This window comes from Burkholderia sp. BCC1208, from assembly GCF_902833095.1.
In the GTDB taxonomy this organism is placed as follows: domain Bacteria; phylum Pseudomonadota; class Gammaproteobacteria; order Burkholderiales; family Burkholderiaceae; genus Burkholderia.
Window position 1 is genome coordinate 307,507 of sequence record NZ_CADFDY010000011.1, and the last position, 19,594, is coordinate 327,100.

At 67.5% G+C, this 19,594-nt stretch carries 18 protein-coding genes; 6 read left to right on the top strand and 12 right to left on the bottom strand.

All coding sequences use genetic code 11. From position 1 onward, the window contains the following. Window positions 1-27: 27 nt before the first annotated feature. Window positions 28-1,038, bottom strand: coding sequence for a type I glyceraldehyde-3-phosphate dehydrogenase (gap, locus tag HWX09_RS26820; RefSeq protein WP_027783524.1), 1,011 nt, complete (start codon window positions 1,036-1,038; stop codon window positions 28-30). 87 nt (window positions 1,039-1,125) lie between these two features. After that, a complete protein-coding gene (tkt, locus tag HWX09_RS26825) occupies window positions 1,126-3,198 on the bottom strand; it encodes a transketolase (RefSeq protein WP_027783523.1) in 2,073 nt (690 codons plus the stop codon). Window positions 3,199-3,413: 215 nt separating this feature from the next. Here tkt and speE point away from each other — a divergent pair, with 215 nt between their 5' ends. From speE to HWX09_RS26840, 3 genes are all read left to right on the top strand, one after another. Further along, a complete protein-coding gene (speE, locus tag HWX09_RS26830; protein ID WP_027783522.1) occupies window positions 3,414-4,271 on the top strand; it encodes a polyamine aminopropyltransferase in 858 nt (285 codons plus the stop codon). Between the two features lie 84 nt (window positions 4,272-4,355). Beyond that, window positions 4,356-4,772: a glyoxalase/bleomycin resistance/extradiol dioxygenase family protein gene (locus HWX09_RS26835; RefSeq protein ID WP_027783521.1), complete on the top strand. Its 417-nt coding sequence runs from the start codon at window positions 4,356-4,358 to the stop codon at window positions 4,770-4,772. A gap of 17 nt (window positions 4,773-4,789) precedes the next feature. Continuing rightward, window positions 4,790-5,557 (top strand): 16S rRNA (uracil(1498)-N(3))-methyltransferase, encoded by a 768-nt coding sequence (locus HWX09_RS26840; RefSeq protein WP_027783520.1) that lies wholly within the window; start codon window positions 4,790-4,792, stop codon window positions 5,555-5,557. 230 nt (window positions 5,558-5,787) lie between these two features. On the opposite strand, the gene HWX09_RS26845 is transcribed toward HWX09_RS26840, so the two are convergent. The 3 genes from HWX09_RS26845 to HWX09_RS26855 all read right to left on the bottom strand — a co-directional run bounded on the left by HWX09_RS26845 (window position 5,788) and on the right by HWX09_RS26855 (window position 9,519). Next, window positions 5,788-6,351, bottom strand: coding sequence for a barstar family protein (locus tag HWX09_RS26845; protein WP_027783519.1), 564 nt, complete (start codon window positions 6,349-6,351; stop codon window positions 5,788-5,790). A 16-nt stretch (window positions 6,352-6,367) separates the two neighbouring features. After that, complete coding sequence (locus tag HWX09_RS26850) at window positions 6,368-6,799, bottom strand: ribonuclease (RefSeq protein WP_027783518.1); 432 nt, start codon at window positions 6,797-6,799, stop codon at window positions 6,368-6,370. A 377-nt stretch (window positions 6,800-7,176) separates the two neighbouring features. Next, the gene (locus HWX09_RS26855; RefSeq protein WP_027783517.1) at window positions 7,177-9,519 is read right to left on the bottom strand and encodes an NADP-dependent malic enzyme; all 2,343 of its coding nucleotides are present in this window, start codon (window positions 9,517-9,519) and stop codon (window positions 7,177-7,179) included. Between the two features lie 134 nt (window positions 9,520-9,653). Here HWX09_RS26855 and thiL point away from each other — a divergent pair, with 134 nt between their 5' ends. From thiL to HWX09_RS26870, 3 genes are read left to right on the top strand one after another with little or no spacing between them, the layout of a single operon-like run. Then, window positions 9,654-10,652: a thiamine-phosphate kinase gene (gene thiL / locus HWX09_RS26860; RefSeq protein WP_027783516.1), complete on the top strand. Its 999-nt coding sequence runs from the start codon at window positions 9,654-9,656 to the stop codon at window positions 10,650-10,652. Continuing rightward, on the top strand, window positions 10,642-11,187 hold the full coding sequence (locus HWX09_RS26865; protein WP_027783515.1) for a phosphatidylglycerophosphatase A: 546 nt from the start codon (window positions 10,642-10,644) through the stop codon (window positions 11,185-11,187). Before thiL ends, HWX09_RS26865 begins: the two co-directional genes overlap by 11 nt. Before the next feature lie 40 nt (window positions 11,188-11,227). After that, on the top strand, window positions 11,228-11,728 hold the full coding sequence (locus HWX09_RS26870; RefSeq protein WP_027783514.1) for a CinA family protein: 501 nt from the start codon (window positions 11,228-11,230) through the stop codon (window positions 11,726-11,728). A gap of 33 nt (window positions 11,729-11,761) precedes the next feature. Here HWX09_RS26870 and HWX09_RS26875 read toward each other — a convergent pair whose 3' ends face one another. The 7 genes from HWX09_RS26875 to HWX09_RS26905 form a co-directional block, all read right to left on the bottom strand. Further along, window positions 11,762-12,820, bottom strand: coding sequence for a hypothetical protein (locus HWX09_RS26875; RefSeq protein WP_027783513.1), 1,059 nt, complete (start codon window positions 12,818-12,820; stop codon window positions 11,762-11,764). 248 nt (window positions 12,821-13,068) lie between these two features. Beyond that, window positions 13,069-13,911: an orotidine-5'-phosphate decarboxylase gene (pyrF, locus tag HWX09_RS26880; RefSeq protein ID WP_027783512.1), complete on the bottom strand. Its 843-nt coding sequence runs from the start codon at window positions 13,909-13,911 to the stop codon at window positions 13,069-13,071. A 39-nt stretch (window positions 13,912-13,950) separates the two neighbouring features. Beyond that, on the bottom strand, window positions 13,951-15,012 hold the full coding sequence (locus tag HWX09_RS26885) for an aldose 1-epimerase (protein WP_027783511.1): 1,062 nt from the start codon (window positions 15,010-15,012) through the stop codon (window positions 13,951-13,953). A gap of 49 nt (window positions 15,013-15,061) precedes the next feature. Further along, the gene (locus HWX09_RS26890) at window positions 15,062-15,868 is read right to left on the bottom strand and encodes an SDR family oxidoreductase (RefSeq protein WP_027783510.1); all 807 of its coding nucleotides are present in this window, start codon (window positions 15,866-15,868) and stop codon (window positions 15,062-15,064) included. Between the two features lie 28 nt (window positions 15,869-15,896). Beyond that, window positions 15,897-16,913 (bottom strand): L-arabinose ABC transporter permease AraH, encoded by a 1,017-nt coding sequence (gene araH, locus HWX09_RS26895; protein ID WP_027783509.1) that lies wholly within the window; start codon window positions 16,911-16,913, stop codon window positions 15,897-15,899. A 69-nt stretch (window positions 16,914-16,982) separates the two neighbouring features. Next, on the bottom strand, window positions 16,983-18,494 hold the full coding sequence (gene araG / locus HWX09_RS26900) for an L-arabinose ABC transporter ATP-binding protein AraG (RefSeq protein WP_027783508.1): 1,512 nt from the start codon (window positions 18,492-18,494) through the stop codon (window positions 16,983-16,985). Window positions 18,495-18,561: 67 nt separating this feature from the next. Beyond that, window positions 18,562-19,557, bottom strand: a complete 996-nt coding sequence (locus HWX09_RS26905) for an arabinose ABC transporter substrate-binding protein (protein ID WP_027783507.1) — start codon at window positions 19,555-19,557, stop codon at window positions 18,562-18,564. Window positions 19,558-19,594: the final 37 nt, after the last annotated feature.

Below are 19,594 nucleotides of genomic sequence, written 5' to 3' on the forward strand. Positions count from 1 at the left end.
CTTCCAGCGGCCGCGCGACGTGCGGGATTACTTCGCGTTCGCGAATGCGACAGCCGTATCCAGCATGCGGTTCGAGAAACCCCACTCGTTGTCGTACCAGCTCGACACCTTCACGAGGCGGCCCGACACCTTGGTCAGCGTCGCGTCGAACGTCGACGAAGCCGGGTTGTGGTTGAAGTCGATCGACACCAGCGGTGCGTCGTTGTAGCCGAGGATGCCCTTCAGCGTGCCTTCCGACGCTTCCTTCATGATCGCGTTGACTTCCTCGACCGTCGTGTCGCGCTTCGCGATGAACGACAGATCGACGATCGACACGTTGATCGTCGGGACGCGGATCGCGTAGCCGTCGAGCTTGCCGTTCAGTTCCGGCAGCACCAGGCCGACGGCGGAAGCCGCGCCCGTCTTCGTCGGGATCTGGCTGTGCGTGGCCGAACGCGCGCGGCGCAGGTCTTCGTGATAGACGTCCGTCAGCACCTGGTCGTTCGTGTACGCGTGGATCGTCGTCATCAGGCCGGTTTCGAGGCCGATCCGGTCGTTCAGCGGCTTGACGAGCGGCGCGAGGCAGTTCGTCGTGCACGATGCGTTCGAGATGACCGTGTGCTCGGCCTTCAGCACGTTGTGGTTCACGCCGTAGACGATCGTCGCGTCGACGTCCTTGCCGCCCGGCGCCGAGATGATCACCTTCTTCGCGCCGCCCTTCAGGTGCGCGCTCGCCTTTTCCTTCGTCGTGAAGAAGCCCGTGCATTCCATCACGACGTCGACGCCCAGCTCGCCCCACGGCAGTTCGGCCGGGTTGCGGTTCGCCAGCACGCGGATCTTGTCGCCGTTCACGACGAGGTAGTCGCCGTCGACCGACACTTCGCCCGGGAACTTGCCGTGCGCGGTGTCGTACTGGGTCAGGTGCGCGTTGGTCTTCGCATCGCCCAGATCGTTGATCGCGACGATCTCGAGATCGTGCTTCTTGCCGTTTTCATAAAACGCGCGCAGCGTGTTGCGGCCGATACGGCCGTAGCCGTTGATTGCGACGCGAATCGTCATGGTCTATCTCCTGATGGCTGAAAAAATTCGGTTCGTGCAGCTTCACGGTGCGACGCGCGCAACGGGTGGCGCGCGTCGCGTATGCTTTCAGGCCAGCACGGCCTTCGCGGTTTCGACGACGTGCTCGACGGTGAAGCCGAAGTACTTGAACAGCACGCCGGCCGGCGCCGATTCGCCGAACGTGTCGATCCCGACGACGCCGCCGTCGAGGCCGACGTACTTGTGCCAGAAGCTCGTCACGCCCGCTTCGATCGCGACGCGGCGCACGCCGTGCGGCAGCACGCGTTCGCGGTATTCGGCGTCCTGGCGGTCGAACACGTTGGTCGACGGCATCGACACGACGCGTGCCGCGATGCCCTGCTGCGCGAGCGGCTCGACGGCCTTCATCGCGAGTTCGACTTCCGAGCCCGTCGCGATCAGGATGATCTTGCGCGCGACGATTTCCTCGTCCCAGTCCTTCAGCACGTAACCGCCCTTCTCGATGTTGGCGATCTGCGCATCGGTACGCGGGTTGAATGCGAGGTTCTGGCGGCTGAAGATCAGGCTCGACGGACGGTCTGCGGCAATCGCGTGGGTCCAGGCGACGGCCGTCTCGACCGTGTCGGCCGGGCGCCAGACGTCGTGGTTCGGGATCAGGCGCAGGCTCGACACGTGCTCGATCGACTGGTGCGTCGGGCCGTCTTCGCCGAGGCCGATCGAGTCGTGCGTGAACACGAAGATCGACGGCAGCTTCATCAGCGCGGCCACGCGCAGCGCGTTGCGGCTGTAGTCGGAGAACGTCAGGAACGTGCCGCCGAACGGCTTGTGGCCGCCGTGCAGCGCGAGGCCGTTGATCGCGGCGCTCATGCCGAATTCGCGCACGCCGTAGTTGATGTGGTTGCCGAGCAGCACGCCCGCGCCTTCCGGATTCGCGCGCACGGCCTTCGACGCCTTCCAGTTGGTCAGGTTCGAGCCGGTCAGGTCGGCCGAGCCGCCGAGCAGCTCGGGCAGCGCGGCGGCCAGCCCTTCGATCGCCTGCTGCGACGCCTTGCGGGTCGCGACCGTCTCGGCGCGCTCGTTCGCGCCGGCGATGATCGCGGCAGCCTTCTCGGCCCAGTCGGCCGGCAGCTTGTTGGCCATCCGGCGCTCGAATTCGGCGGCTTCTGCCGGGAACTTCGCGCGATAGGCCGCGAACGTCGCGTCCCATTCGGTTTCGGCGCGCTTGCCGGCTTCCTTCGCGTCCCATGCCGCATAGACTTCCTGCGGAATCACGAACGGCTCCCACTTCCAGCCGAGCGCTTCGCGCGTCTTCGCGATTTCTTCCGCGCCGAGCGCGGCGCCGTGCACGTCGTGGCCGCCGGCCTTGGTCGCCGCGCCCTTGCCGATCACCGTCTTGCAGCAGATCAGCGTCGGCTTGTCCGACAGCTTCGCCTTCGCGATGGCCGCGTCGACCGCGTCGACGTCATGGCCGTTCACGTTCGGGATCACGTTCCAGCCGTAGGCTTCGAAGCGCTTCGGGGTATCGTCGTGGAACCAGTTGACGACGTCGCCGTCGATCGAGATGCCGTTGTCGTCGTACAGCGCGATCAGCTTGTTCAGCTTCAGCGTGCCGGCGAGCGAGCAGGCTTCGTGCGAGATGCCTTCCATCAGGCAGCCGTCGCCGAGGAACACGTACGTGTGGTGATCGACGATCTTCGCGCCGTCACGGTTGAACTCGTCGGCCATCAGCGCTTCGCCGAGCGCCATGCCGACCGCGTTCGCCAGCCCCTGGCCGAGCGGGCCGGTGGTCGTCTCGACGCCCGGCGTGATCCCGTATTCCGGATGGCCCGGCGTCTTCGAGTGCAACTGGCGGAAGTTCTTCAGCTCTTCGATCGGCAGGTCGTAGCCGGTCAGGTGCAGCAGCGAGTACAGCAGCATCGAGCCATGGCCGTTCGACAGCACGAAACGGTCGCGGTCGGCCCAGTGCGGGTTCGTCGGATTGTGCTTCAGATGGCGCGACCAGAGCGCGACGCCGATTTCGGCCATGCCCATCGGCATGCCGGGGTGGCCGGAGTTCGCTTGCTGGACGGCGTCCATCGCGAGCGCACGGATCGCGTTGGCCATCAGGGTGGTGGAGGCGGGAGACGAAGTCGTCATGTCGAGTCCGGAGAACGAGTCGAGGAAACGGGAGCACGGCGGCATCCGGAAGCTCGAGCGTCAATCGTTCCCGGCGCGCGGTGCGGCGCCTGACGGACGCGAAGCGGACGGAGCCTACGGACGGGGCTGCAAAGCTCGTCATTTTAACAGATGGGCCGGCATTTCCCTTGTCGGCACGCACTGTTCCGGCACGGTTTTCCACGAAACCGCCCGCCTCCTATAATTCAGGCGTCGGAACTGCCTGCCCCAGCGGCCTGCCCGTGAGCACCACCCTTCTCTTTCACCCGACGCCCGACGCCACCTACGGCTTCCCGAATGCCCGGCGGCTCGCGCACGTCGCGTCCCCGCACCAGCGGATCGAAGTCTGGGAAACCCCGCAGCTCGGCCGCCTGTTCACGCTGGACGGCCGGCCGATGACGTCGGTCGGCGACGAATACGTCTATCACGAGTGCATGACGCACCCGGCCGCGCTCGCGCATCCGTCGCCGCGCAAGGCGCTCGTGCTCGGCGGCGGCGACGGCGGCGCGGCGCGCCAGTTGCTCAAGCACGCGTGCATCGAGCGGATCGTGATCGCCGAACTCGACGACGAGGTGGTCGGGATGGCGCGCCGCTATCTCGACGACGTGCACCAGGGCGCGCTCGACGACCCGCGTGTCGAGGTCGTGATCGGCGACGCCGCGCATTTCGTCGATTCGACGGTCGAACATTTCGATCTCGTCGTGTTCGACCTCACGCCGCCCGATTCGCCGGCGGCCGGCCTCTACACGCGCGCGTTCTACACGCGACTCAAGCGGATCCTCACGCGCTGCGGCGCGATCTCGATGCATCTCGGCTCGCCGGTGTTCCATGCCGCGCGCATCGCCGCGCTGCTCAGCGACCTGCGCGCGAGCTTCGCGGTCGTCGATCCGCTGTCCGCGCACGTGCCGCTGTACGGCTCGCAGTGGCTGATGGCGATCGCGAGCGACACGCTCGATGCGGCCGCACTGTTCTCGCACGACGTCGACGAACGGCTCGCGGCCCGCCGGGTCGACGGCTTGCGCTACTACGATGCACGGCTGCATGCGTCCCTCTTTGCCCTGCCGCGCGCGCTGCGCGATACACTGGGCGTTCGCCGCTGAACCTCCGGACGGCCGCAACGTTCCGTTGTTCCAGCATGAGACCGGCGCAGGCGCCGACGCGCCGACACTGCAACAGGAGATTTCATGACCGATCCACGTCCGGCCAACGTGCCTTGGTTGACACCCTACCTGGCCGTACGCAACGCGCGCGCGGCCATCGATTTCTTCCAGGCCGCATTCGGCTTCACCGTGCGCGACATGCACGACGAGGACGGCGCGATCATGCACGTCGAGATGGCCTATCGCGGCCAGCTGATCGTGATGTTCGCGCCCGAAGGCGCGTTCGGCTCGCCCGCGCTCACGCCGAAGCGCGCGAACGCCACCGCGCCGCAATCGTTCTATTTGTATGTCGACGACGTCGACGCCACCTGGCAGCGCGCGCTCGACGCGGGCGCGAAATCGCTGAGCGCGCCGCAGGATCAGTTCTGGGGCGACCGGTTCGCGCAGATCGAGGATCTCGACGGCTACCGCTGGGCGCTCGGGTGCCGTCTCGACGCATGACCGAAACCCCCACACGCATGAACGAAGCCACCACCACCGCGGCCGTGCCGCGCTTTTTCGTCGACGCCGCGCTGTGCGCCGACGCCACGCTCGCGTTGCCGGCCGACGTCGCGCGCCACGTGCAGGTGCTGCGCCTGCAGCCCGGCGACGTGCTCGCGCTGTTCGACGGCACGGGCGGCCAGTACCGCGCACGGCTCGTCGAAGTCGACAAGCGCAACGCGCTCGCGCAGGTCGAGACGTTCGAGCCCGCCGAGGCCGAGCCGCCCTATCGCGTGACGCTCGCGCAGGGGATCGCCGGCGGCGACAAGATGGACTGGGTGATCGAGAAGGCCGTCGAGCTCGGCGTCGCGGCGGTCGTGCCGCTGTCGACCGCGCGCGGCGTCGTGAAGCTCGCCGGCGAACGGGCGGACAAACGCGTCGCGCACTGGCGCGGTGTCGTACGCGCGTCGTGCGAGCAGTGCGGGCGCAACCGTGTGCCCGAGGTCGCGCCGGTATGCGGCTTCGGCGCGTGGCTCGATATGCTGCCGGCGGGGCCGGCCGACGGCGAGCTGCGGCTGCTGCTGTCGCCGCGCGCGAGCGTTCCGTTTTCGTCGCTGCCCGATGCGCCACCGACTGCGAACGTCACATTGCTGATCGGGCCTGAAGGCGGGTTGTCGCCCGACGAGGAAAACGCGGCGCGCGCACGCGGGTTCACCGCGCTGTCGCTCGGGCCGCGTGTGCTGCGCACGGAGACTGCGGGCGCGGCGGTGCTGGCGGCGTTGGCGGCGCGCTGGGGCGGGTGGTGACAAGCAAAAAGCTGCGTGGTGCTATTGCGTCGATGTGCTTGTCGCCGGCACGGCCGCGATGACGCGAAGCATGGTCCGTGGGTGCCGGCGTGCCCGCGGATTTTGTCGCCAAGCGTAAAAAAACCCGCACGAAGGCGGGTTTTGGAGAAGTTGCGGACCTGATTCCGGTGCCGGCGGCGTACGCGACCGGAAGCTGCGATGACGCTGCGTGCCGGGCCGTCGATGCAAACTTACGCGAACGAGTAGAACACGCGGAACGCGACCTTGCGCTCGGCCCAGAACTCGGCTGCCTCACGGAACACGTCGAGCAGCGTCTCGCGCCCTTCCTTGTCGAACTTCTGCGCGATCGGCAGCCCTTCGAGGACGATCACGAAACCGGGCTGCGCGCCGGCCTTCGCGACGAGGTCGGTCAGGCAGTCGTACAGCGCATCGTAGTTCTTCCCGAAATGCTTCGGGAACAGGAACGACGTCGCGATCGTTTCCATTACTTCCTGCTTCGACTGCGCGGCGCCGCAATACGCGTACAGAAAGTGCTGGCCGAGCCGACCGGCTTCGTCGGCGAGATCCTGCACGCGGAACGCGCGGATCGACTGCACGAGATTGGGTCGCACGGTCGTGAAAAGGCTCATAGGCTCCTCGTTCGATGAAAGCCCGGGCTCGGCTTCCTGTTGTTCCGGCGCGCCGACGGCCTGTGCCGCCGCGTTCAGTTGAATCACGCGCTGAAACAGATTGCCGTCGCCGGCCGCGAACAGTTCCGCCGCCGCCGAATCGTGCGCGTAGATGGAGTCGCTCATGCCATTCGTCCCGAAGTCATTCAACAATACGTTTAAAACTGTTGTAGTGGTCGCCCGTGTAATAACAGTTGTCGATCCGGCGCAACGGCCCGCCACAGACGATCCGGCGCGCGCCGCGATTGCGCGCACGCGGCGTCGGTACCGTGTACTCATGGTAGTAGCCGCGCTTCGCCTTCGGCAAAATCCGCTCGCGGTTGCCGAACACGACGCCGTCTTTCTCGTACGGATAGGGGCCGCCGGCGCCGATCAGTCCCAGCGTGGTCACGGCCTCGCGCGGAAGACGGGCGGTCGGGATCGTATCGAGCCCGCTCGCGGCCACGTCGGCCGGAACGGCCTCCCGTGCGTAAGCGGCGGAAACCAGACTGCCCATCGGCGTGCCGACGATACCCATCGCGAACATCGCGAAGACGGACGCGAGCGCGCCGTTGCGGAGCCACTTGCGTGCCATGAACCAGGGTTCCCGCTGTTAAATCAAGTAGTTGACGACCAACAAAGGCGTTAGCGTAGCGTTATTGGCCGCGCGAATCAATGTCCGTTTGGGAATCGAAAGCCCGACGACACGCGGATATGCGTATTTCTTACCGAATTTGCACTACATTTAACTTACATAGGATAAAATACGGCCGGCATCTTTCGTATGGCGAGTCCCTGCCTCCTCGCCACACTCGCTGCCTGGAGTGGAGAGATGCTGCTGTTGCTTTGAGGGAAGCGCGTTTGCGCCCTGCCCGCGGCGTGCCCATTGCGGGCACGCCTCTTTTTGCTTTTGTTTACAATTTCGCCCGACGTGCGGCACCGGTCCGACCGGCGCCGCGCGTTCGTTCTCGCTCAGCGGGCGGCGTTGACGTCGGCGACCAGCAGCGCCGCCATGTTGACGATGCGACGAACGGTCGCCGATTCGGTCAGCACGTGCACCGGCTCCGCGGCGCCCAACAGGATCGGCCCGATCGCGATGTTGTTGCCGGCGGCCGTCTTCAGCAGGTTGTACGCAATGTTCGCGGCGTCGATGTTCGGGAGGACCAGCAGGTTCGCGTCGCCTTCCAGCGTCGATTCCGGCAGGATCTCCTTGCGCAGCGCCGCGTCGAGCGCGACGTCGCCGTGCATCTCGCCGTCGACCTTCAGCTCCGGCGCGGTTTCCTGCAGGATCGCGAGCGTATCGCGCATCTTCTTCGCCGAAGGGGCATTGCTCGTGCCGAAATTCGAGTGCGACAGCAGCGCGACCTTCGGCTCGATGCCGAAGCGGCGCACTTCTTCCGCGGCCATGATCGTGATCTCGGCCAGCTCCTCCGGGGTCGGATCGACGTTCACGTGCGTATCGACGAGGAAAATCTGGCGACCCGGCAGCACGAGGCCGTTCATCGCCGCGTACACGCTGCAACCCGGGCGCTTGCCGATCACCTGGTCGATGAAGTGCAGGTGGCGATGCGTGGTGCTGATCGTGCCGCAGATCATCCCGTCCGCCTCGCCCTTCTTCACCAGCATCGAGCCGATCAGCGTCGTGCGCCGGCGCATTTCGACGCGCGCGAGCTGCTCGCTGATACCCTTGCGCGCCATCATCTTGTGGTACGTCTGCCAAAAGTCGCGGTAGCGCTCGTCGTGCTCGGTGTTGACGACCGTGAAATCGGTGCCGGGCGTGAGGCGCAGGCCGTAGCGCTGGATCCGGTGCTCGATCACCGACGGGCGGCCGATCAGGATCGGCTTCGCGAGTTTTTCGTCGACGATGATCTGAACGGCGCGCAACACGCGCTCTTCTTCACCTTCCGCGAACACGACGCGCTTCTTCGCTTCCGGCGCGGCGCGCGCGATCTGGAAGATCGGCTTCATCGTCGTGCCGCTGTGATACACGAACTGCTGCAGATGGACGCGATACGCCTCCATGTCCTCGATCGGGCGCGTCGCGACGCCGCCGTCCATCGCGGCCTGCGCGACGGCCGGTGCGATCTTCACGATCAGGCGAGGATCGAACGGCTTCGGAATCAGGTATTCGGGCCCGAACGACAGGTCCTGAATGCCGTATGCGGTCGCGACGATGTCGCTCTGCTCGTGCTGCGCGAGTTCGGCGATCGCATTGACGGCCGCGATCTCCATTTCGCGCGTGATCGTCGTCGCGCCGACGTCGAGCGCGCCGCGGAAGATGAACGGGAAGCACAGGACGTTGTTGACCTGGTTCGGATAGTCGGTGCGGCCGGTCGCGAGAATCGCGTCGGGGCGGACTTCGAGCGCCGCTTCCGGCAGGATTTCCGGCGTCGGGTTCGCGAGCGCGAGGATCAGCGGGCGCTCGGCCATGCCCTTCACCATCTCCTGCTTCAGCACGCCCGCGGCCGACAGGCCGAGGAAGATGTCCGCGCCGTCGATCACCTCGGCCAGCGTGCGGGCGTCGGTTTCGCGCGCGAAACGCTCCTTGTCCGGATCCATCAGCTCGGTGCGGCCCTTGTAGACCACGCCGGCCAGGTCGGTCACCGTGATGTTCTCGAGCGGCAGGCCGATGTCGACCAGCAGGTCGAGACACGCGAGCGCGGCCGCGCCCGCGCCCGACGCGACGAGCTTGACCTTCTTGATGTCCTTGTTGACGACCTTCAGGCCGTTCGTGACCGCCGCGGCCACGACGATCGCGGTGCCGTGCTGGTCGTCGTGGAACACCGGAATCTTCATCCGCTTGCGCGCTTCGCGCTCGACGATGAAGCAGTCCGGCGCCTTGATGTCTTCGAGGTTGATCCCGCCGAAGGTCGGCTCCAGCGCGGCGATCACGTCGACGAGCTTGTGCGGGTCCGATTCGTTCAGCTCGATGTCGAACACGTCGATGCCCGCGAACTTCTTGAACAGCACCGCCTTGCCTTCCATCACCGGCTTCGACGCGAGCGGGCCGATGTTGCCGAGACCGAGCACCGCCGTGCCGTTCGTCACGACGCCGACCAGGTTGCTGCGGGCGGTGAAACGCGCCGCGTTCAGCGGGTTCTCGACGATCTCCTCGCACGCGTACGCGACACCCGGCGAATACGCGAGCGCGAGGTCGCGCTGGTTGATCATCTGCTTGGTCGGGGCGATCGCGATTTTGCCGGGGGTCGGAAATTCGTGATAGTCGAGCGCGGCTTCGCGGAGCTTGGCTTTGGAGGAGGCTTGGGTGGACATGTGTCTCGTGACGTGCGGATTAGAATAACTGTTCGACGGCATTGTAGCGCCAATCATCGGCCGCCAGACCGGCGATTCGGGTGCGACAGCCGCGACCAAAATGTACTGGATGGTGCAGGCGCGCCGCCGCTCGCCTCGTACAATGCCGTTCCTTCAACCGTTTCGGATCGCCCGCCGTGCCAGCCGCCCTCTCCGAGTTTTCGCTGATCGAACGCTTCTTCACGCGCCGCGCCGCGCAGGGTGCCCGCGCGTCGACGCTCGGCATCGGCGACGATTGCGCACTGATTGCGCCCCGATCCGGGAAATTGCTGGCCATTTCGACGGACATGCTGGTGGAAGGCCGCCACTTCTTCCCCGATGTCGCGCCCGACGCGCTCGGCCACAAGACGCTCGCGGTCAACCTGTCGGACCTCGCGGCGATGGGCGCCGAGCCGCGCGCCTTCACGCTCGCGTGCGCGCTGCCGCGTGCCGACGCGGCGTGGCTCGAGGCGTTCAGCGACGGTCTCTTCGCGCTGGCCGAGCGATACGGCTGCGAGCTGATCGGCGGCGACACGACGAGCGGGCCGCTGAACCTGTGCGTGACCGTGTTCGGCGAAGTCGCGCCCGACACGGCGCTGCGGCGCGATGCCGCGCGCGACGGCGACGACGTGTGGGTGTCCGGCACGCTCGGCGATGCGCGCGCGGGCCTCGGCGTCGCCCGCGGCGAATGGGCGGCCGGCGCGGATGAAGCCGCCGCGTTCCGGCGCGCGCTCGAGCGGCCCGAACCGCGCGTCGCGCTCGGCCTGGCGCTCGCGGGCGTCGCGCACGCGGCGCTCGATCTTTCGGACGGCCTCGCCGGCGACCTCCAGCACATCCTGACGCGCTCGAACGTGCGCGCCGAGATCGACGCCGACGCGGTGCCGCGCTCGGCCGCGCTCGCGACGCTGCCGGCCGACGTGCAGCGCCGCTGCGCGCTGGCCGGCGGCGACGACTACGAACTCTGCTTCACGGCGCCGGTTGCGGCGCGCGCGGCGGTCGCCGCAGCGGGCGCCACGGCCGGCGTGCCGGTCACGCGAATCGGTACAATACGCGCGTTGTCCGCGCCGTCGGCGCAACCCGCCATCGCGTGGCGCGACGCCGCCGGCGCGCCCCTCGCTCTCACGTTGCACGGCTTCGACCACTTCCATGCAGACTGATCCGACGCCCGCGCACGCCGCGGCCGAGCCCGGCGCCGCGCAGCCCGCGCCGACACGCATGACGGCCCGCTTCATGCTGTCGCATCCGGCGCATATCGTGTCGCTCGGCTTCGGCAGCGGGCTCGCGCCGATCATGCCCGGCACCTTCGGCTCGCTGTTCGGCTGGCTCGCGTTCGTCGTGCTCAACCGCTACCTGACGGTGCCCGAATGGTGGGCGCTGATCGCCGTCGGCTTCGTGGCGGGCACGTGGGTCACCGGTTTCACCGCGAAGAAGGCCGGGATGGCCGATCCGGGCGCCGTCGTCTGGGACGAGATCGTCGCGATCTGGCTCGTGATGCTGTTCGTCACGCCCGCGACCTTCGTCGGCCAGCTGTGGGCGTTCGTCGCGTTCCGCTTCTTCGACATGCTCAAGCCGCCGCCGATCCGCTACTTCGAGCGCCGCCTGAAAGGCGGGCTCGGCATCATGGTCGACGACCTGGTCGCCGCGTTCATGACGCTGCTCGTGATCGCCCTGTGGCGCTCCGTCGCCGGCTGACCGATTTCCCGACTGTTTCCCCGACTGTTTCCCGACGCGCATGCCAACCGATTCCGTCGTTCACCAGCTTGCGATCCGCGCAGGCAACAAGCTGCGTGACGAGCACCTCACGCTCGCCACCGCCGAATCCTGCACCGGCGGCATGATCGCCGCGGCGATCACCGACATCTCCGGCAGCAGCCAGTGGTTCGAGCGCGGCTTCGTCACGTACTCGAACCAGGCCAAGATCGAGATGATCGGCGTGCCGGCCGACCTGATCGACAAGCACGGCGCGGTCAGCGAGCCCGTCGCGCGGGCAATGGCCGAAGGCGCGCTGCGCAACAGCCGCGCGCAGGTCGCGCTGTCCGTCACCGGCATCGCGGGGCCGGCCGGCGGCAGCGAGAAGAAGCCGGTCGGCACCGTGTCGTTCGGCTGGAGCAACCGGCTGCATACCGACGTCGAAACGCTCGTGTTCAAGGGCGATCGCGAACAGATCCGCACGCAGGCGGCCGCGCATGCGCTGCGCGGGCTGCTGAAGCTGCTCGACGAGCGCGAACGCTGAGCGGGCCGGCGGCGTGCCGCGCCCGCCGCGCGCTTACTGAATCGCGTCGGGCTTCACGACGATCCAGTTCTTGTCCGCCGTCACCGGCAGGCCGAGCGACTTCTGCTTCGCGGCCGATTCGTCCGACCACGCGCGGATCTGCGCCATCTGCTTGTCCTTCTTGTTGACCCACACGCGCACGCCGCCGCGCGCGACATCGGTCGCGTTCAGCAGCATGTAGCCGTCGGACGTCGGCGTGTCGCCGGCGACGAGCACCGGCTTCTTCCACTGGTCGATCCAGCCGACGATCGAACCGAGCTTGCCTTCGTACCACGTCATCGGGTTCATCAGGAACGGCGTGATCACGAGGTTGCGGTTCGCGGCCTCGTCGTACTTGCCGGCCTTGATCTGCAGCCGCGACGTCGTCAGCGCGCCGGTCGCCGGGTTGCGCAGCAGCGTCGTCACGCCGATCACGTTCTGCGGCTTCACGTTGTAGCCGTACTTCGGGTCGGACAGCACGAGCCGCGCGAGCTCCTCGTGCGCGGCCGTCATCACGTAGACATCGATGCCGTTCTCGCGCAGCGCGTTGTACAGCTCCTGCATCCCGCGGAAGAAGCGCGGCGGGTTCACCGTGCCGTCGACGACCTTGTCGCCCTGCCAGTAGCGGATCGGGATCGGCTTGCCGTCGGCGAGCATCGCGTCGACGTGGCGCTTCAGGTCGGCGAGCGACTGCCCGGCGAACGCCTGCGCGATCCACGGATAGCAGACCAGATCGTCGATCTCGCACAGCCGGTAGTAGTAGCTCGTCAGCGATTCCTTGTAGTCGGCGGAATCCTTGAACGGGATCAGCTTCAGCGAAGGGTCGAGCGAATCGCGCGTCAGCACGCCGCGGTTCTCGAGATACGGCAGCAGCGATTCCTCGAGGTCGTAGCGGTAGGTCGTGTTGTCGGCGTCGAACACCGCGTAGTCGCCGCGGTTCGCATGCGCGGCGATCATCGCGTTCAGCGCCTTCGCGCTATCGGCCGGCCAGTGCGAGAGATCCGCCGCATGGGCGAACGTCACGCACAGCGACGCGGCGAACGCGCTCAGAAGACGGCGGGACAGCTTGGGCATGGCGTCGCTCCTATTCTTGACATTTTCGTGACGGATCGATGACAAGAGGCAGGATCGCGCGAATAAATTGCCGACATGCAATGCGGAAGCGACGGGAAGTTGTCGGCGCGCGCCAGGGAGGATCGAGGAAAGCGAAGGGGGACGGGAGGATGCAGCGCCGGCGCGGGGCCGGCACCACACCGCCCAGCGTGCCGGCTGGGCGGTGTGGTGAGAGACAGCGTGGTGCGAGACGGTGTCGTGCGAGTCGATCAGCGATGCGCGTTGATCGTGTCGCGCGTCTTCTGCGCGGCGAGCGCCGCGGCCTCGGCGAAATCCTCGCCCTTGCTCGCGTACAGGATCGCGCGCGACGAGTTGATCATCATCCCGGTGCCGCCGGCCGTGCGGCCCGCGTTGACGGTCGCCTGCACGTCGCCGCCCTGTGCGCCGATGCCGGGGATCAGCAGCGGCATGTCGCCGACGATCCCGCGCACGACCTCGATTTCCTTCGGGAACGTCGCGCCGACCACGAGGCCGAGCTGGCCGTTCCTCGCGTTCCACTTGTTCGCCGCGAGATCGGCGACGACCTGGTACAGCGGCCGGCCTGGCTGGCCGGCCCCGTTCGTTTCGAGGAACTGCAGGTCCGAGCCGCCCGGGTTCGACGTGCGGCACAGCACGATCACACCCTTGCCTTCATGCTCGAAGTACGGCTCGACCGAGTCGTAGCCCATGTACGGGTTCACCGTGACGGCGTCCGCGCGATAGCGCTCGAACGCTTCGCGCGCGTACTGCTCGGCGGTGCTGCCGATGTCGCCGCGCTTCGCGTCGAGGATCACGGGCAGGCCCGGATGCTGCAGATGGATGTGCGCGATCAGGCGCTCGAGCTGGTCTTCCGCGCGATGCGCGGCGAAGTACGCGATCTGCGGCTTGAACGCGCTCGCGTACTGCGCGGTCGCGTCGACGATCTGCCGGCAGAACTCGAAGATCGCGTCGGGCTGGCCGTCGAACTGCACGGGAAAGCGCGACGGCTCGGGATCGAGGCCGACGCACAGCAGCGAATTCGTGCGCAGCCACGCGGCGCGCAGCGATTCAATGAAAGTAAGCGGGGAAGACATGGCGGGTACTCGCGGCAAACCGTTGGTAGACCGCGTATTTTACCCGCGTCGCGGGCGGCCCTCGCGTGCCGCGGCGTTGCCGCGCGCATCGGCGCGCTCGACGGTGAACGCGAAACGCCGCGTGAGCCGCTCGCCGGGCGCAAGCAGCGTCATCCCGTGCGCGGTCGCGCCGCCCGGCAGGTTCATCGCATTGATCGGATGATCGACCGGCTCGAAGCAGAAGAAATCCTCGCCCGGCGGCGTATAGAGCACGTACGCGTCGGCGTCGGCCGCGACGGTCAGCGACAGCCGGCGGCGCGGCCAGCTCACCGTCGCGTGGCCGCCCCAGCCGGTGAACGCGTGATTGACGAGCGTGGCCGGCAGCGGATACGCGACGCCGAACTGCCAGGCCGGCGGCACGCTGACGTGCCGTACCGGCAGGAAATCGGCGCCCGACAGCCACAGGCCGCCCGCCGCCGCGGCCAGCTCGGTCACCGCATCGCGCACGAGGAACGGATGCACGCCGAGCCCGAACGGCAGCCGCGCGCGCCCCGCGTTCTCGATCGTCAGCGCGATCGACAGCGTCGCGTCGTCGAGTTCGAACGACTGGATCGCGCGGAACGCGTACGGCGCGCCGGCGGCACGGTCGAGCGACAGTTGCAGCGACGTGTCGGTCGCATCGTCCACCTGCCACGGCGCGAGCCAGCCGTCGCCGTGGATCGGCAGCGGCTCGTCGCGGCGGTTGCGCGGCACCGCGACCTTGCGCCCGTCGCATTCGAAGCGCCCGTCGCCGATCCGGTTCGAGTACGGCAGCAGCGGATAGCACGCGAGCTCGTTCGGGTCCGTCGCCGTCTCCGGGTGCTCGCAACGGCGGAACACCGGCATCAGCACGCCGTTGTCGCCGCGCCAGTCGAAGCGCGCGATGCCGCCGCCGAGGTGCGGCAGCACGTCGAGCCGCAGCGAAGCGTTCGACAGCGTGACGGCCGCCGCATGCGCGGCGCCGACGCCCTGCGCGAACGCGGCCGTCTGCGGGCCGGGGCTGACCGGCTGGGCGGCGGCGGCCAGGCGCGCGCGGCGCGACTGGCTGGTGGACGACGATGCGCGCGAGGACGTGGCGGTCATGGTGAGCTCCTTTCCTTCGTCGAAGAAACGATGCAGGTCGTGCGAACGGTCAGGCCCAGCCGCCGTCGACGATCACGTCCTGCGCGGTGATCATCCGGCTGTCGTCGGCCGCGAGAAACAGCGCCATCCGTGCAAGATCGGCCGGCAGCAGTTCGGCATCGATGCACTGGCCGGCCTTGATCGCCGCGCGGCCCGCGTCGTCGAGCCACAGCCGGCGCTGCTTGTCGGTCAGCACCCAGCCGGGCACCAGCGAATTCACGCGGATGCCGAACGGGCCGAGATCGCGCGCGAGGCCGCGCGTCAGGCCCTGCACGGCCGCCTTCGCCATCACGTAGACGGGATAGCCGCCGTTCTTCAGCATCCAGCTGATCGAGCCGAGATTGATGATCGCGCCGGCGCCCTGCCGCTTCATGTCGTCGATCACCGCCTGCGCGGCGAAGAACTGATGACGCAGGTTCACCGCGATGCCCGCGTCGAACGACGCGGGCGTCACGTCGCCGATCGCATGGCGCGTGTCGTTCGCCGCGTTGTTCACGAGCACCGCGATCGCGCCGATGCGTGCGCGGATCGCGTCGATCGCCCGGCGCAGCGCCTCGACGTCGGTCAGGTCGCACGACAGGAACAACGGCGCATGTCGTGCATGCGCGAGGCGCTCCGCGAGTGCGGCGCCGGCCGCCGCGTCGAGATCGACGAACGCGACGCGCGCGCCCTGTTCGACGAAGTGCTCGACGAACGACGCGCCGATGCCGGTCGCGCCGCCCGTGATCAGCACCGCGCGATCCTCGAGGCTCGGGTAGCGCGCGAAGCGCGCGTCGCTCGCGGCGTGCGGATCGGGCGCGGAAGTGTCGATGGTCATGCGGATCGTCTCCGTGTCAACAGGTCGGTCAGTCGCGTACGCCGCGGTTCTTGAGCTGGTCGAGCAGCACGGCCGCGAGCAGGATCGCGCCGCGCACGAGGTACTGGTAGAACGCGTCGATGTTCAGCAGGTTCATCACGTTCTCGACGGTGCCCATGATCAGCACGCCGATCACGACGCCCGAGATCGTCGCGCGACCGCCCATCAGCGACACGCCACCCAGCACGCACGCGGAGATCACGTTCAGCTCGAAACCCTGCGCGGCGTTCGGCTGGCCCGACGTGATGCGCGACGCGAGAATCACGCCCGCGAGCGCCGTCACCGCGCCCTGGATCAGGAAGATGTATACGCGCGTGCGTTCGACGTTGATCCCCGCGAGCCGCGACGCTTCCGGATTGCCGCCGATCGCGAGCGTGTTGCGGCCGTAGACGGTCTGGTTCAGCAGCACGCCGAACCCGATGAAGCACACCAGCGTGACCCAGATCGGCAGCGACACGCCGAACATCGACATCCCGCCGAGCGCGATGAACGTGTCCGACGACACGCCGACCGCCTGCCCCTTCGACACGATGAAGCCGAGCCCGCGCACGATCTCCATCGTCGCGAGCGTCGTGATCAGCGCGTTGATGCGCAGGTACGCGATCACCGCGCCGTTCACGAAGCCGATCGCGGCACCGGCCGCGACCGCCGCGATGATCGCGACGAACGTGTTGTCGGTCGCGTTCAGCACCATCGCGCACAGCACGCCTGAGAACGCGACGGTCGAGCCGATCGACAGGTCGAAGTCGCGCGACGCGAGACAGAACATCATCGTGCACGCGACCATGCCGATCTGCGAGATCGACAGCGCCAGGCCGAGCATGTTGTCGATCGAGAAGAAGTGATCGACGGTCAGCGACATCGTGATGAACATCACCGCGAAGATCGCGATCAGGCTGTATTCGGTCAGATGCTGCCACCACTTCTGGCGGTCGCTCTGCTGTGGAACCAGCGCGTCGGCCGACGGCTTCACGGCGGCGCTGCCAAGGTTTTCGTTGACTTGCATGGTGTATCTCCTGCTCCTGCATCGCGCGACCCGCGCCGCGCGTGTTCGATTCGAATGTCGTATGTCGCGTCAGGCCGCCTCGACCGCGCTCGTCTGCGGCAGCGCGAGGTTCAGCACCGCGTGCTCGTTCGCCTCGGCGCGCGGCAGCTCGCCGGCGATCCGGCCTTCGCGCATCACGACGATGCGGTCGGACACGCCGAGCACTTCCGGCAGTTCCGACGACACCATCACGATCGCGCAGCCGCGCTCCGCGAGCCGGTAGATCACGTCGTAGATCTCGTGCTTCGCGCCGACGTCGATCCCGCGCGTCGGTTCGTCGAGGATCACGACCTTCAGATCGGGTTCCGCGAGCCAGCGCGACAGGATCGCCTTCTGCTGGTTGCCGCCCGACAGGAAGCGGATCTTCTGGCGCCGGTTCGGCGTCTTGATCTTCAGCCGCTGGATGAAGCGGTCGGCCGTTTCGCTTTCGGTCTTGCCGTTGATGAAGAGCCCCGCGCGCAGCGAATGGCGGCGGCAGCTGATGTTGATGTTCTCGGCGACCGACGCGATCGCGATGATCCCTTCTTCCTTGCGGTCCTCGGGGCACAGCACGATGCCGTGACGAATCGCGTCGCCGGTGCGCTTCACGTCGATGCGCGCGCCGTCGAGCGTCAGCACGCCCGCGCGCCGGCGGTCCGCGCCGTACACGAGCCGCATCAGCTCGCTGCGACCCGCGCCGACGAGCCCGAAGAAGCCGACGATCTCGCCCGCGCGCACCGAGAAGCTCGCCGGTTCGCGCAATGCCGGGCCTTCGACGCCGTCGGCGGAAAACCGCACGTCGCCGAGCGCACGCGGCGCGTAATGGTAGATGTCCGAAATCTCGCGCCCGACCATCTCGGCGACGAGCCGCTCGCGCGGCACGTCGGCCAGCGATTGGTGCGACGCGATCTTGCGCCCGTCGCGAAAGATCGTGCACGCATCGCACAGCCGGTAGATCTCGTCCATCCGGTGCGAGATGTAGATCAGCGCGCGGCCTTGCGCACGCAGATCGTCGACCAGTTTGAACAGCACCTCGGTCTCGCGATGCGACAGCGAGCTCGTCGGTTCGTCGAGCGCGATCACGCGCGCGTTGCGCATCAGCGCCTTGCAGATCTCGACCATCTGCCGCTGCGCGATCGACAACCGCCCGAGCCGCGCATCCGGATCGAGATCGACGCCCATCTCGGCGAGCCGCTCGCGCACGTAACGCTTCGCCTCGCGCTTTCTCACCCAGCCGAACGCGTTCGGCAGGCGGCCGAGCAACAGGTTTTCCGCGACCGTCAGGTCGGGCACGTACTGCAATTCCTGGTGAATCACCGCGATGCCGGCCGCGATCGACGCGGCCGCACTCGCGAACTGCACGGGCTGGCCGTCGACCTGCACGCTGCCCGCATCGGGCTGGTATTCGCCGCCGAGAATCTTCAACAGCGTCGACTTGCCCGCGCCGTTCTCGCCCATCAGGCCATGCACCTCGCCCGCATGCACGTCGAACGAAATGCCGTCGAGTGCGCGCACGCCGGGAAATACCTTGCCGATATTGTCAAAACGCAGTGCCGCTGACACGTCGTCTCCCCACTTCCAGATCGATCGACCGCCGGCCGCCGCGTCGCCGCGGCAGCCGGCGGGCCGCTTACTTCGACGCGAGCCCCATCTCCTCGCGCACCTTCGCCACGTTGTCGCGCGTGGCGAGCATGCCCGTCGTCAGCGTCAGCGGCGGCGGCGCCTTGCCCTGCGTGATCCACGTGTACATCAGGTCCGAGGTTTCCTCGCCGTGGCGCTTCGGGCTGATGATCACGGTGCCGTAGAAGCCCGTCGGCTGCGGCTTCTTGAACTCGTTGAGCGCCGAATCGGAACCGCCGATGCCGATGCCGATCATGTTGTCGGCCTTGAAGCCGCGCCCTTCGGCCGCGCGCACCGCGCCGAGCACGGCCTCGTCGTTCAGGCCGTAGGCGACCCAGTGCTTGAACTGCGGGTTCTTCGTGAGCGCGATGTTCGCCGCGTTGAACGCGTTTTCCGTATCGGTCTTCGCCTGCGGCGCCGCGATCACGTTCGCCTTCGGGAAGCCGGCGGCGACCAGCGCGTCGGTCGCGCCGCTCGTGCGGTCGTGCGCGGTCGGCAACTGCTCGTAGGTGATGTCGATCGCGCCGACGTCCTTCATGTCCCAGCCGCGCTTCTTGATCTCGGCCGCGATGCCGTCGCCGACCTGCTTGCCGATGTTGTACGCGGAGATCCCCATGTGCGGCACCGCCTCGATCGGCTTGCCCGCGCCGTCGACGAGGCGATCGTCGACCGTCATCATCTTCAGGTTGTGCGACTTCGCCTTCGCGACGATGCCCGGCCCGAGCTTCACGTCGGGCGTGCAGATGATGAAGCCCTGCGCCTTCTGTGCGGACAGGTTGTCGATCGCGCTCATCACCTTCTCGCCGGACGGCGCACCGATCTTCACGAGCGTGAAGCCCTTCTGCTTCGCGGCGATCTCGGCGAATTTCCATTCGTCCTGGAACCACGGTTCCTCAGGCTGCTTCACCAGGAAGCCGATCTTGACCGGGTCGGCCGCGTGCGCGACCGGGCTGCCCATCACCACCGCGGCCGCAGCGGCCAGCGTTACGAACGTTCTGCGTTTCATCTCCAGAGTCTCCTTGTTTTCATCGAACAGGATGCAG